This window comes from Pseudoalteromonas sp. APC 3355, from assembly GCF_030407615.1.
GTDB classification, from domain to species: domain Bacteria; phylum Pseudomonadota; class Gammaproteobacteria; order Enterobacterales; family Alteromonadaceae; genus Pseudoalteromonas; species Pseudoalteromonas distincta.
Map to the genome: position 1 here is coordinate 537,896 of NZ_JASDDB010000001.1, position 12,910 is coordinate 550,805.

The 12,910-nt window shown below is 39.4% G+C and carries 14 protein-coding genes; 7 read left to right on the forward strand and 7 right to left on the reverse strand.

All coding sequences use genetic code 11. From position 1 onward, the window contains the following. Positions 1-34 precede the first annotated feature (34 nt). The 3 genes from QMA08_RS02325 to QMA08_RS02335 all read right to left on the reverse strand — a co-directional run bounded on the left by QMA08_RS02325 (position 35) and on the right by QMA08_RS02335 (position 2,164). Positions 35-808 carry a DNA-binding domain-containing protein gene (locus tag QMA08_RS02325; protein WP_182733207.1) on the reverse strand — a complete coding sequence of 258 codons (774 nt, stop codon included), beginning with the start codon at positions 806-808 and terminating at the stop codon, positions 35-37. Further along, complete coding sequence (locus tag QMA08_RS02330) at positions 805-1,635, reverse strand: DUF692 domain-containing protein (RefSeq protein ID WP_154903261.1); 831 nt, start codon at positions 1,633-1,635, stop codon at positions 805-807. Before QMA08_RS02330 ends, QMA08_RS02325 begins: the two co-directional genes overlap by 4 nt. A 70-nt stretch (positions 1,636-1,705) precedes the next feature. After that, complete coding sequence (locus tag QMA08_RS02335; protein WP_024595110.1) at positions 1,706-2,164, reverse strand: hypothetical protein; 459 nt, start codon at positions 2,162-2,164, stop codon at positions 1,706-1,708. A gap of 224 nt (positions 2,165-2,388) precedes the next feature. Here QMA08_RS02335 and QMA08_RS02340 point away from each other — a divergent pair, with 224 nt between their 5' ends. The 4 genes from QMA08_RS02340 to QMA08_RS02355 are packed head-to-tail and all read left to right on the forward strand — an operon-like array spanning position 2,389 to position 5,342. Then, entirely contained in the window at positions 2,389-3,753 is a 1,365-nt protein-coding gene (locus QMA08_RS02340) for an adenine DNA methylase (RefSeq protein WP_290173526.1), read from the forward strand. Between the two features lie 8 nt (positions 3,754-3,761). Further along, the gene (locus QMA08_RS02345) at positions 3,762-4,187 is read left to right on the forward strand and encodes a YcfL family protein (protein WP_002959678.1); all 426 of its coding nucleotides are present in this window, start codon (positions 3,762-3,764) and stop codon (positions 4,185-4,187) included. A gap of 11 nt (positions 4,188-4,198) precedes the next feature. Further along, a complete protein-coding gene (gene lpoB / locus QMA08_RS02350) occupies positions 4,199-4,819 on the forward strand; it encodes a penicillin-binding protein activator LpoB (RefSeq protein WP_007375407.1) in 621 nt (206 codons plus the stop codon). A 55-nt stretch (positions 4,820-4,874) separates the two neighbouring features. Beyond that, positions 4,875-5,342, forward strand: coding sequence for a glycine zipper 2TM domain-containing protein (locus QMA08_RS02355; protein WP_002959676.1), 468 nt, complete (start codon positions 4,875-4,877; stop codon positions 5,340-5,342). 67 nt (positions 5,343-5,409) lie between these two features. On the opposite strand, the gene QMA08_RS02360 is transcribed toward QMA08_RS02355, so the two are convergent. After that, entirely contained in the window at positions 5,410-6,627 is a 1,218-nt protein-coding gene (locus tag QMA08_RS02360; protein ID WP_024597609.1) for a pyridoxal phosphate-dependent aminotransferase, read from the reverse strand. Between the two features lie 367 nt (positions 6,628-6,994). Continuing rightward, entirely contained in the window at positions 6,995-7,339 is a 345-nt protein-coding gene (locus tag QMA08_RS02365) for an Hpt domain-containing protein (protein WP_002959674.1), read from the reverse strand. A gap of 137 nt (positions 7,340-7,476) precedes the next feature. Between QMA08_RS02365 and QMA08_RS02370 the strand changes: the two genes are divergently transcribed. Both QMA08_RS02370 and QMA08_RS02375 read left to right on the forward strand, forming a co-directional pair. Next, positions 7,477-8,073, forward strand: coding sequence for a tRNA-uridine aminocarboxypropyltransferase (locus QMA08_RS02370; RefSeq protein ID WP_182715319.1), 597 nt, complete (start codon positions 7,477-7,479; stop codon positions 8,071-8,073). A gap of 24 nt (positions 8,074-8,097) precedes the next feature. Continuing rightward, positions 8,098-8,883, forward strand: coding sequence for a CLCA_X family protein (locus QMA08_RS02375; RefSeq protein ID WP_290173697.1), 786 nt, complete (start codon positions 8,098-8,100; stop codon positions 8,881-8,883). 16 nt (positions 8,884-8,899) lie between these two features. Here the strand turns inward: QMA08_RS02375 and dcd are convergent, their stop codons facing one another. Then, positions 8,900-9,484 (reverse strand): dCTP deaminase, encoded by a 585-nt coding sequence (dcd, locus tag QMA08_RS02380; protein ID WP_002959670.1) that lies wholly within the window; start codon positions 9,482-9,484, stop codon positions 8,900-8,902. 6 nt (positions 9,485-9,490) lie between these two features. Beyond that, on the reverse strand, positions 9,491-10,567 hold the full coding sequence (gene apbC / locus QMA08_RS02385; RefSeq protein WP_290173531.1) for an iron-sulfur cluster carrier protein ApbC: 1,077 nt from the start codon (positions 10,565-10,567) through the stop codon (positions 9,491-9,493). 187 nt (positions 10,568-10,754) lie between these two features. On the opposite strand from apbC, the gene metG reads away from it, so the two are divergent. After that, complete coding sequence (metG, locus tag QMA08_RS02390; RefSeq protein ID WP_290173533.1) at positions 10,755-12,776, forward strand: methionine--tRNA ligase; 2,022 nt, start codon at positions 10,755-10,757, stop codon at positions 12,774-12,776. Positions 12,777-12,910: the final 134 nt, after the last annotated feature.

Consider the following 12,910-nt stretch of genomic DNA (forward strand, 5'->3'; position numbering starts at 1 on the left):
CCTTCGCAACGAAAAATAACTATATTGTTTTAACTCACTCGCTAATTAACCAACCACGTTCAAGCCATTGATTAATTTTAGTAATTAAAAACCCAGCGATTTTCTCGCCTGGGAGTTCATTTAAACAGGATTGACATAACTGTGCAAAGGGTGTGTTTTGTTTTAATAAACTCAGTAAGCGGTATTCTTGTGCATCAACGCTTAAATATTGTGTACGCCTTTGAGCATCACGTGCTACAACCCAAAAGCGAGGTTCTGAGACTCTTGGCTCTGGCGGTGTTTGCTTTTGTTTTATTGCCTGCCAACTTTCAACCGCCAACGTATAAAACACAACTAACTGAACACTTGGATGTAATTTTAATAGTAAAGTTGGCCATTGCTGAGGTTCAATACTTTCAAGCTCTGATACATTAAGTAATGTTTTATCGCTTGCATCAAAAGTACTTAGTAATAGTCGTTCAAATTTTGCTATATCTGCAAGTATGGGGTAATCACTAAAAGGAGTATTAGCGGCTAAATAATCTGGTAGCTTCTCTGCAAAAATTCGTAGTGACGTATGAGTTGAAGGATATAAAGCTAAATAACCATCAACCATCATCTCAAATAAATCATCACCTAAGTAAATGCCCAACTGTTCGTGATCTTGCTCAATCACGGCTCTTAAGCGAATTTTATAAGCGCTTTGATAAATAGAGAGTCGCTGTTGTGTATTTAACTGCCCTTGCTGCGCAATTTGCTCGCTAATATCCGAACTTTCTCCTTGCAGTAAATCCATAAACTGTTGTTGCAGCTTTGCTAAACCACTCATGACCTTATATCCCAAAACGGTTTCACTAGCGCTTTGGCATGCTCAAGCTCAGTAATTAAATCATCAAGGGAGCCAATATTATCATCGCGTTCAATCATGGTACTTACCGGATTTAATGTTTTTGCATACTGAGCATATAAGTCCCATACCGCATCGGGAACATCTTCATCGTGCGTATCTATAATATGCGTACCAAAGTCTTGATGTCCTGCTAAGTGAATTTGTGCAATAGCTGTACTCGGAATAGCTGATAAATAATCCATTGCATTAAAGTCGTGATTACGCGCACTTACATAAACATTATTTACATCCATTAAAAACTTACAGCCTGTTTGCTTATGTAATTGCGCTAAGAATTCCCACTCACTCATTTGTGAATCGTTATAGGTTAAATAGCTCGATACATTTTCAAAAATCATTTCGCGCCCTAGGTAGTCCTGAACTTGCGAAATTTTATTTGCTAAATGATCAAGCGCCTCTGAGGTGTAAGGCATTGGTAGTAAATCGTGGCTATTAATACCGCCCACTTGGGTAAAACATAAATGATCAGACACCCAATGCGGCTCAACCCTCGCAATTGTGTTTTTTAACTGATTTAAGTAGTCCTTATCAATAGGGTCAATACTACCAATCGACATTGATACCCCATGCATAACAATCGGATAATCTGCTCTTATTTTATTTAAATAATGCCAAGGTTTTCCACCGGCTACAAAATAGTTTTCTGAAATAATTTCAAACCAATCTACAGCTGGTTTATCTGCAATAATTTGCTCAAAATGCGGGGCTCTTAGTCCTAAACCAAAACCTAAAAAACGATTTGTCATAAACTTCCTTAATAAGCCTGAATAATAAACACATCGTTCAAGCTTATTTTATGCGTTCGATAAATTGGTATTAGCTACCTACAGAACCACCAATATCACCACATGCTTTTGCAGGCATTGATACAAAACCGGTGCCTTTACATGATGCATGTCCAGCACAAGCATTATTAGCAGTCTTACAATCGTTATGACCGCCACACACATTTACATCGTTACAATGTACTAAATCTGCTTTAGCTACACTGCCAACCCATTTATCTTTTACTGTACCGCCAACGTCAGCACATGATTTTGCAGGCATTGCTACAAAACCAGTCCCTTTACATGACGCTTGACCTGCACATGCATTCTCAGCTGTTTTACAATCGTTATGGCCACCACATACATTCGCATCATAACAATGAACTAAATCAGTTGTTGCGCCATTACTAGCAACTGCACTTGATGTTGCCGTTTCTGCCTCTGTTGCATTACAACCAACTAAACCTGCTACCATTACAGCCATTGCTGCACCTGTAAACTTTTTCATTTTTTAATTCCTCTAAGTGATATAACTCTTAGCAAGACCGCTAAAGCGAAAATACTATTTCAGTGGAGTGATAATAAACCAAAAAAATTCACACTTTGTTCACTAATGTCACTTTATATTTCTTTATTAGCAGGCAGTTTTACTCTACGATTTTTTACAATATTTCACACATTTAGCTAAAAATAGTATGTTAATGTATACAGGTAAATTAAGAGGAGTGCTCAGTGCGCCGCAGTATAATTTTAAGCTTTTGTTATATTTTAAGTGGGTGTAGCACAATGGGTTTTAATGACCTATTTAATGACTATGCCACACAAATGACACCAATAAGAAATGCGATCGAGAAAAACAACATCGAAGAAGCGCAATCCCTTATTGCTAATAATAGCACCTTGCACAGCAGCTACTTACTCAACCAACTTGAGCAAGCTCGTTTAAACGACTTAGCAAATACACCAGATGATGCACAAAGTAAATTTGAGAACGTGTATACGCAAATGCAAAAAAAGCGTGAAGCCGCCAAAATACAAGTTAGTGCGGGCCTTGAACAAAGTAACGCTTTATTTACCAACGACTCAGCAATAACTTATGTGCCACCCGCTTACGAAATGAGCATGCTTCATAGTTATAAAGCACTTAACTACGTGTATAAAAATGATGTTGAAGGCGCATTGGTCGAAATTCGCCGAGCTAATAAAGTACAAGTTGATGCGCTTAGCGAGAATGAAGCAGAAGTAGACTCAACCGTTAAAGAAGCTCAGCAACACTACCCAAGCATGAGCAATGTAACCAGAAACATAAAAAATGGCTTTCAAAATGCCTACACATTTTACTTATCTGCTTTGCTTTACCAAAGTGCTAAACAATACGACGACGCCTATATCGATTATAAAAAAGCATTGGCTATACAACCTAACAATATTTATTTACAGCAAGATGTGATGCGCCTTGCTAAAAAACAAGGGTTTGACCAAGATCTAAATGAATTTAAAAAACGCTTTGGCGATACGCCCACTATTTCTTCATCACAAGGCGAAGTAATTGTTTTATTTGAACAAGGATTAGTACCAAAACAAGATGAATTTAAACTGCGCTTGCCAATTTATTCATCACGTGGCGATGCACGCTTTTACAGCTTGGCGATGCCGGTATATAAAGATAATGCCTATGTGCGCCGCCTTAACAATATAAATATAGATGCACAAAGCTTGGCGCTTAGCCCACTGGTACACATTGAGGCACTTGCAGCTAAAACTCTAGAAGATCAAATACCTGCAAAAGTCGCTCGCCAAGTACTCAGATTAGTAGCCAAAGAGAAAGTACGGGCAGAACTTGCTCGCAGTGCCGGTGATGTAGGTAACATACTTGCTAATATTTATAATTTGGCGTCTGAGCAAGCTGATACACGCAGCTGGCTTACACTTCCAAATCAAATAAGTGTCGCAAGGCAAAGCCTAAATACAGGTGAGCATTCTGTGCATATAGGCACACAAGCACCCATAAATTTTACCATTAGTAAGCAAGGGTTAACGTTAATTTACTTAACCTCTATTAATAACTACTTTAATTACCACGTAGTTCAACTTTAGGAGCCATCATGAAATACATAGCGCCATTATTAGCAGCCTTAATGCTCAGTGCATGTTCCAGCCAACCGGTTACATCGGGTATTTCTGTTGAACAAAATAAAAACCAGTTTAATGAGCAATTACGTGTAGATAACCCAGAGCTTGGTAAAAAGCTGGCCATTACTGATGTGAAAACACGTCAAACTAACCAGTTAACCGATGTGGTAGTGACACTTTCGAGCCAGTATAAAAAATCACAGTATTTACAGTATCAATTTAATTGGTTTGATAAAGACGGCTTTGTTATTAAAGGCAACCACTCACCTTGGCAAGCACTCACCTTATTTGGTTTTGCAAAAACACAATTACCGGGCTTAGCACCGAGCTCTGATGCGGTTACCTTTTCTTTAGCAGTAAGAGAAGTGTCTACCGAATCACAAGAATTTAAAGATTAAAGGAAACAACCATGATCATCAGTAACAAATTTAAAACAGCATCAACTTACGCTTTAGTTGGCCTGAGCGCTTTAGTATTAAGTGGCTGTGCTAATAAAGCCGTAGTAAGTTATGGCGATGCACAAGCAGTAGAAACAACCGATATTAATTTTGGCTCTACCGATTTACAAAAAGTAGCTAGCCAAATGACCGATTCATTACTCAGCTCACCCGTTGTTGGCACAATGACCGCTAATAAACGCCCTGTAGTATTTGTTGAGCGTATTAAAAACAAAACTAGTGAGCACATTGATACTGAATCAATCACCGATTCAATCTCAACGCAAATGCTACGCAGTGGTAAATTCCGTTTTGTAGATATGACGCGTGTTGAATCAGTACGTGAGCAATTAACGTTTCAAAACGAAGATGCCCTTGTTAACCCTGCAACAGCCGTTGCATTTGGTAAACAAATTGGCGCGCAATATATGTTATACGGAAATTTATCGAGCATAGTTAAATCAAACGCTGATAAATCAGATGTTTATTACAAATTTACAATGCGCTTAATGGATATGGAAAGCGGCCTTGTAGAATGGGCTGACGAAACTGAAATTCGTAAAACTAAAGAAAAATCGACATTTGGTTGGTAGTTACTAAGCCTTTACGGGCTAATAAGCCCATAAAGGCTACCAATAGGAGATTATTATGAAAGCTATAATATTAATAATGTGTGCCCTACTTAGTGTGAGCGCGCCAACTTTTGCTCAATACGAGCGCAATAAAGCAGTCCCTGTGCAGCAAGTTTTATTTGGTGACGTAAAATCGGTACGCAATATTACCGAACAAGAAATCATTCAAGACAAAAACAACGGCTGGAAAACCTTCGGCGGTGCATTACTCGGTGGTGTTGTAGGCAACCAGTTTGGTGGCGGTAGCGGCCGCACAGTAGCAACAATATTAGGCTCGGTAATTGGCGGCAGTGTTGCACACAATAGGCAGCAGCAAAGTCATTATCAGCAAAATCATTTTGTAGAGTTATTAATACAAGTTGAAAACGGCGACCAGTTTATGGTTGTTCAAGATCAAGACCAATCAATGCGCTTTAGCAAAGGCGATAATGTAAGATTAGTGTACTTGAACGACAACACGGTGCGTGTAGATAAAGCGTACTAGCCAATATATTCATGACTAAAGTAAAAAAACGAGCCAAATTTGGCTCGTTTTTTTACTTTTTAAATAACTATACTTGGCGATAGTCTTTAAAAAAACGCTTCATTTTTAACATCGCATCCGATAAATCATCTTTGCTTGGTAAAAATACCAATCTAAAATGATCCGGCTCGGGCCAATTAAACGCCCTGCCATGTACAAGTAATATTTTTTCGGCTTTTAGCAAATCGTACATCATCTTTTCATCATCTTTAACGTTAAAAAGTGCTGTATCTACTTTGGCAAACGCATAAAGCGCGCCTTTAGGTTTTTTACAACTAATGCCTTCAATAGCGTTTAACCCGCGCCATGCTATATCGCGCTGCTCGTATAAGCGCCCGCCTGGGTTAATTAAATTATCAATTGATTGCACACCGCCAAGCGCCTGTTGAATTGCATATTGCGCAGGTACATTGGCGCACAAACGCATAGATGAAAGTATTTCAAGACCTTTGCGTAAATCATCCATTACCGAGGTACGACCGCTTAGAACCATCCACCCCATTCTTAGCCCCGCTGCACGGTAGGTTTTTGCTAAACCATTAAAAGTAATGATTGGTACATCATCACACAGTGAGCCGATTGAAGTATGCGTTATACCATCGTATAAAATCTTTTCGTAAATTTCATCGCTCAATAACAGTAGTTTATGTTCACGCGCTATATCAATTAATTGCATTAGCAAATCATCACTGTAAACCGCACCTGTCGGATTATTAGGATTAATTAATACCAAAGCTTTAGTTTTAGACGTTATTTTGCTTTTTATATCGGCAATATCCGGAAACCAATCTTGCTCTTCATCACATAAATAATGCACCGGATTACCACCCGATAATGTTACAGAAGCAGTCCAAAGTGGATAATCTGGAGCTGGAATAAGCACTTCATCGCCATTATTTAATAGCGCTTGGGTGATCATCTGAATAAGTTCGCTTACGCCATTACCAATATAGATGCTATCTACATCTAAATTATGTAATCCACGTTGTTGGTAGTGCTGATAAATAGCCACGCGGGCTGAATAAAGGCCTTTAGAGTCACAGTAACCTTGGGCTGAATATAAGTTGCGGATAATATCGCGGTGCATATCTTCTGGCATATCAAAACCAAAAGCAGCCGGATTACCTATATTCAATTTTAATACTTTTTGACCTTCGTCTTCCATTTTTTTAGCTTGTGCTAAAACCGGCCCACGAATGTCATAACATACACCTTCTAATTTGTGACTCTTTTTAATATCAGACATTATTACCTCTTTAGGGCGTATTGGCTTTATGGATTAAATTTGTTCAACCTAGGGGCGATTTAATCGCGGCACGAGATTTGTAACCTAGTGGGCTAAGTAAAAATTGAGTAACAAAGAGAAAATAGCCCCTAGGAAGAACCCTCTGGGCAATGCGTGTTTGGATTTTATGTGTTGTTATCGCCTATTTATGTGGAAAAACCACACTGCATAGGCTCTGCCTAACCTAAAAACCAGACACTCGTTGCAAATTCAATCTCGAAAGATCAACACGCCCTAGTGAGTCTTTAGACTAACCTAGTAAAGGCGTAAAATGCCAGTCAATTTAGGTGCTTAATACTGAAATAAATTCACGTTTCAGCTTCAATAATTAACGAGATGCTAACCATTCATTTAGCTTAGCTTGAGAGCCTGTTACTTGAGCCATTAAGCTATTAGATGCGTCGATAGCTTCAGCTAAGTTATCTAGGTTTAAATTTTGTTCAATAACACGCGATACTTCAGCAAGGCTTGAAGCACCAAACTGCGCCGCATTCGATTTTAAGCTATGGGAGTGGCGAATAGCTGCTTCTTTATCTTTACCAATGGTTGCTAAAACTTCTGAGCCTAAACGTTCAAACTCTGAGCAGCAAAAATCAAGTGTATCAGCAAACTGCTCACCCAATAACGATTCCATACTCTCTAATGCTGATGTATCAATATTTATTTCTGTCATATTTTAAGCCCTTAAAACAATCCATGTAAGTTACAGTTTAATAGTACTACTTTATATTGATGCGTAAAAAAAACCAACTTAATTACCTTATAAATGTATAATTGCGAGGATCATACTGGCAACAAAAAGTTTATTAAATGGCACGCACACTTTGTAATCATTGTAACTTTTCACTAAACACCTGTATTTGCAACGCAATTACAAATATAAACAACAAAGTTACGGTTATTATTCTACAGCACCCGAGTGAAGAAAAAATAGCAAAAAATACCGCTAAACTACTCAATTTATGCCTAACTGATTGCCAAATAATCAAAGGCGAAAATAATGATGACTTTTCCATACTAAAAACACTGCCAGTAAGCTCAACTGTTTTACTCTACCCTAACGAACACGCTGTAAATTTAGACGATAACACTGAGCAACCAAATGTAAAAAAAATCACCCATTTAATCGTGGTTGATGGTACATGGAAAAAAGCCTACAAAATTTTGCAGCTCACCACATTACTAAATCAATTTAAAACGGTCAGTTTTAAACAGCTACCTAAAAATCGTTATGCTATTCGTAAAGCCCCTCGGGCCGACAGCCTATCCACACTTGAGGCTGTAGCGCATAGTTTGTTTTTAATAGAGCAGCTAAATCCCGCACCACTTTATAATACGCTTAATGAATTAATACAAAAACAAACCCAACACATGCCTGAGCACGTAAAAGCACGTTACTTAGATTAAATCCGTTACTATATGAAACTTGCAATGCGTAACTACCCTAACAGACTAAAACGTGGCTTTACTCGCCAAGGACCCGACTATCGCTTTGACGACCAAGTCGACTTTAGCGATATAAGAGATACCTTCGGCTTTAGATCTATGGTCGTCGGTAAATGGGTAACTAAAGAAGAGCGCTACATTAGCGCTAATTTAATTTACGATGCGCTGGCGGATCTTGCGCAAATACTGCATTTACCGCCCAAAGCTATTGGCCTGCGCGGGAAGCTTAATTTTGCGTTTGGTCATGGTGGTCAAAAAGGTGTGCAAGCGCATTATAACGCAGCCTCTCAAACACTTGCTCTTGCAAAAAATGCAGGCGGTGGTGCACTTGCTCACGAATGGTTCCATGCGTTTGACCATCATATAAGCGAGCACTTATTTGCAGCAAAACCACGCTTTGGCTTTGCCTCAAAATTGTGGCTTTCAAACACGCCTAATTTATCGCATCCACTTAATAATGCTTTGAACAGTTTTTATAAACATGTATTTTTAGATGAAGATGGTATTGATGCAAATAATTTTGTACAAGCGTGTATAGAACACGATAAAGCCCACAATATGAATTATATGAGCATGCCAGAAGAGCTTGCAGCACGGTGTTTTGAAGCCTGTATTGAAGGCCACACATATATAAAAAATAGCTTTTTAGTGGGAGGCTTAAAAAGTAGTAATTTAATATACCCAAATAGTGAGCATATTAATAAAGCAAATGAAGCGCTTAACCACTATTTTGAACTACTGGGTTATGCGCTTCATAAAATAGACGAGTAATGCCTATATTTGGTAATTATTTATCGTCACTAATACGACTTGCTACTGCGCTGCTTTGATCTTTATATTTTGCATCTTTACGAATATTGTATGGGTTTTCACACGGACCCGATAACATTTCAAAGCTCATAGCACCAATTTTCATCAGTGGGCGTAGTGCCAGTGGTAATTTACCTGAGTTGTAAAACTCTAAAACAATATTACCGCTCCAGCCTGGGTCTATTCGGTGCGCGGTTACATGCACCATTAAACCTAAACGCGCAAGCGATGAGCGTCCATCTAACCAACCTACTATATCTGCTGGCAAAGTGACTTTTTCATGGGTAATAGCTAGTGCAAGTTCACCTGGGTGTAAAAAGAATGCTTCACCTTCATCAAGCACTATTTCTTCACTCATGATTGATTCCATGGCCTTATTTAACTGATCTTTTGGACCACTTAAATCAACATATGCGGCGTTATGCGCATTAAAAGTTCTAAATTTATTTCCCAAGCGTAAATCGGCAGTCACGCCTGAAATCATCTCGCTCGTTGGTGCAGGCTCAATAACAATGCGGCCATCGCTTAAGTATTCTTTAATATGTGTGTCTGAAAGTCTCATTATTTATTAATCTTCCGTAATCACAATTTCAATTGCATTGTGATGCTGTTGATAATAAAGCGTGCTGGCTATTAGCCTTGCTGCTGCGCTGTATGTTTTGCTTATTGCGGCATCGTTATCGCTTGCAATAAGTTTACCTTGCTCAGAATACTCGCGTATATCTATTGCAAGTGGAATATGGCTAAGTACAGGCACGCCGTGCTTATGCGCCAGTTTTTGTGCACCGTCTTTACCAAATACGTGGTTAGCTTCACCACAGTGAGTGCAAATGTAGTGGCTCATATTTTCTATTAAGCCAAGCACCGGTACGTTTACTTTATTAAACATAGCAATGCCTTTTTGCGCATCGGCTAGCGCTAAATCTTGCGGTGTAGTGACAATAACAGTCCCGCTAGCGGGTACTTTTTGGCTCATTGTAAGCTGAATATCACCGGTGCCCGGTGGCATATCAACAATTAAATAGTCAAGCTCGCCCCAATCGGTTTCGTTAAGTAACTGGCTCAGTGCGCCTGACGCCATTGGTCCACGCCATACCGTGGCATCATCGCTTGGAACTAAAAAGCCAATTGACTGCGCTTTAATGCCATTTGCATCAAAAGGCTGTAGCTGTTTGTTATCTTTAGTTACGGGCTCTGCGCCCACTAATCCTAAAAGCATTGGAATAGATGGGCCATAAATGTCAGCATCTAAAATACCCACCTTTGCGCCTTCGTTTTTAAGGGCGCCCGCCAAGTTAACGGCAGTAGTCGACTTACCTACCCCACCTTTGCCTGAGGCAATAAGTACAATATGTTTAATCGCTTTAAACTTAGCCGCCTCTTTAATGATAACCTTGGCGCTAATTGTTATAGGCACATTTAAGCTTTCACTTACGTGTTGCTCAACTAAAGGCATTTCTGATTGCCCAGCAAATGGCAGAGTTAATTTAATGTGTAGTGATTTATCGTCATTTTGAGTAATAGTATCGATAAAGCTTTCGTCAATACCGACGGCAAAAGCCGCACTACGATATGCCGCTAAGGCAGTTATAATCGGTTGTTTTTGCACCGATTTAGAAGAGAATAGTTTCGACAGTCCAAACATAGCAATTAAATAGCGTTTCTTTGATGAAAAGTGCCACGGAATTATGTAACATTCAGGGCATTAACACCAGTCAATTAATAAAAATCCATAAGCTGTGCGCACTCTAAGCAGATAGCTTGTAGATAAATTAATGATAATTGCCGTTTGTATAATAAAAACGGCGTTTTATCCTCAATTCGGAATGATTATGACGCAGCGAAAGATCCTGATTACCAGCGCATTACCTTATGCAAATGGCCCTACTCACCTAGGTCATTTATTGGAATATATTCAAACTGATATTTGGTCACGTTTTCAAAAACTACAAGGCCACGAAGCTTATTATGTTTGCGCAGACGATGCCCACGGCACGCCAATTATGCTTAATGCGCAAAAGCAAGGGATCACGCCTGAAGAAATGGTAAAACAAGTGAGCATAGAGCGCCAACGCGACTTTGCTGACTTTAATATCAAATTTGATAACTACCACAGCACCCACAGCCAAGAAAACAAAGAATTAAGCGAACTTATTTATAACCGCCTAAACGATGCCGGTCATATTAAAAAGCACACTATTTCGCAATTATTCGATCCAGAAAAAGGTATTTTCTTACCAGACCGCTTTGTAACAGGTACTTGCCCAACGTGTAAGTCTGAAAACCAAAACGGCGATAGCTGTGATTCGTGTGGTGCTACATACAGCCCTACCGAACTTATTAACCCGCGTTCTGTAATGTCAGGTGCTGAGCCTGTACTTAAAGATTCTGAGCATTACTTTTTTGACCTGCCAGCATTTGAAGGCATGCTAAAAGAGTGGTTACACTCGGGCACTATTCAACAAGAAATGGCTAACAAGCTAGACGAATGGTTTACCGATGGCTTGCAACAGTGGGATATTAGCCGTGACGCACCTTATTTTGGTTTTGAAATTCCAAATGCACCGGGCAAATACTTCTACGTTTGGTTAGATGCTCCTATTGGTTACATGGCGAGCTTTAAAAACCTGTGTGACAAAACAGGCATCGACTTTGATGCGTTTTGGGCTGAGGGTTCAGACGCAGAGCTTTATCACTTTATTGGTAAAGACATTATCTACTTCCACAGCTTATTTTGGCCAGCAATGCTAGAAGGCGCGAATTTTAGAAAGCCAACTAACGTATTCGCTCACGGTTTTGTCACTGTAAATGGCGAAAAAATGTCTAAATCAAAGGGTACGTTTATTAAAGCGCGTACTTATTTAGATAACTTAAACCCAGAATACTTACGTTACTACTACGCAGCAAAATTAAGTAGCGGTATTGTTGATCTGGATTTAAACCTAGAAGACTTTGCACAGCGCGTAAATTCAGACCTAGTAGGTAAAGTAGTCAACATAGCGAGCCGTTGTGCTGGCTTTATTACTAAAAAGTTTGATGGCAAGCTAAGCAACACTATTATGCAACCAGAGCTGTTAGCAGAGTTTCAAGCGGCTGCACCGAGCATTACAACACACTACGAGAACCGCGATTACAGCCGCGCAATTCGCGAAATAATGGCGCTTGCCGACAAAGCAAACCAATTTATTGATGGCGCAGCACCTTGGGTATTAATTAAAGACGAAACTAAGCAACAAGAAGCACACGAAGTGTGTTCTCTTGGTCTTAACTTGTTCCGCGTTTTAATTACTTACTTAAAACCCGTGCTACCAGGAATGGCAGACAATGTACAAGCGTTTTTAAATGACGACCTTGCATGGGACGGCGTTCAAAATGCACTCGTAAGCCACCCTATCAATAAATTTAAACCGTTAATGCAACGTGTTGAAATGGATAAAGTAAACAAAATGGTTGAAGAATCTAAAGAAAGCTTAGCACCAAAAGTAACAATTGACCCTAACAGCCCACTTGCAAAAGAGCCGATTAGCGACGAAATTGAGTTCGATGATTTTGCAAAAGTAGACTTACGAGTAGCTAAAATTGCTAAAGCAGAGCACGTAGAAGGCGCAGATAAACTACTTAAGCTAACACTTGATTTAGGCGGCGAAACCCGCCAAGTGTTTGCGGGTATTAAATCAGCTTACGCACCTGAGGATATCGAAGGCAAGCTAACCGTTATGGTTGCTAACCTTAAGCCTCGTAAAATGCGCTTTGGTATGTCTGAAGGCATGGTATTAGCAGCAGGCCCTGGCGGAAAAGAAATTTATATTCTTAACCCAGATGACGGCTCAGAGCCTGGTATGCGCGTAATGTAATATTACTCATACTATAAAAACCGCTGATACATCAGCGGTTTTTATTACAATATGATTATCATAAAATGCATAAATAGTATTAAAAAAGGACTGTGCTAATATATAAGCCAATAATTTAGACCTTTTAAATTGTC

Bases quoted from the DNA above. Each gene is read 5' to 3' on its own strand.
- apbC (WP_290173531.1), bottom strand. From the start codon at position 10,567: ATGTTTGGACTGTCGAAACTATTCTCTTCTAAATCGGTGCAAAAACAA.
- QMA08_RS02375 (WP_290173697.1), top strand. From the start codon at position 8,098: ATGCGTAACTACCCTAACAGACTAAAACGTGGCTTTACTCGCCAAGGA.
- QMA08_RS02330 (WP_154903261.1), bottom strand. From the start codon at position 1,635: ATGACAAATCGTTTTTTAGGTTTTGGTTTAGGACTAAGAGCCCCGCAT.
- lpoB (WP_007375407.1), top strand. From the start codon at position 4,199: ATGATCATCAGTAACAAATTTAAAACAGCATCAACTTACGCTTTAGTT.
- QMA08_RS02355 (WP_002959676.1), top strand. From the start codon at position 4,875: ATGAAAGCTATAATATTAATAATGTGTGCCCTACTTAGTGTGAGCGCG.
- dcd (WP_002959670.1), bottom strand. From the start codon at position 9,484: ATGAGACTTTCAGACACACATATTAAAGAATACTTAAGCGATGGCCGC.
- QMA08_RS02370 (WP_182715319.1), top strand. From the start codon at position 7,477: ATGGCACGCACACTTTGTAATCATTGTAACTTTTCACTAAACACCTGT.
- QMA08_RS02325 (WP_182733207.1), bottom strand. From the start codon at position 808: ATGAGTGGTTTAGCAAAGCTGCAACAACAGTTTATGGATTTACTGCAA.
- QMA08_RS02335 (WP_024595110.1), bottom strand. From the start codon at position 2,164: ATGAAAAAGTTTACAGGTGCAGCAATGGCTGTAATGGTAGCAGGTTTA.
- QMA08_RS02365 (WP_002959674.1), bottom strand. From the start codon at position 7,339: ATGACAGAAATAAATATTGATACATCAGCATTAGAGAGTATGGAATCG.
- QMA08_RS02360 (WP_024597609.1), bottom strand. From the start codon at position 6,627: ATGTCTGATATTAAAAAGAGTCACAAATTAGAAGGTGTATGTTATGAC.
- QMA08_RS02345 (WP_002959678.1), top strand. From the start codon at position 3,762: ATGAAATACATAGCGCCATTATTAGCAGCCTTAATGCTCAGTGCATGT.
- metG (WP_290173533.1), top strand. From the start codon at position 10,755: ATGACGCAGCGAAAGATCCTGATTACCAGCGCATTACCTTATGCAAAT.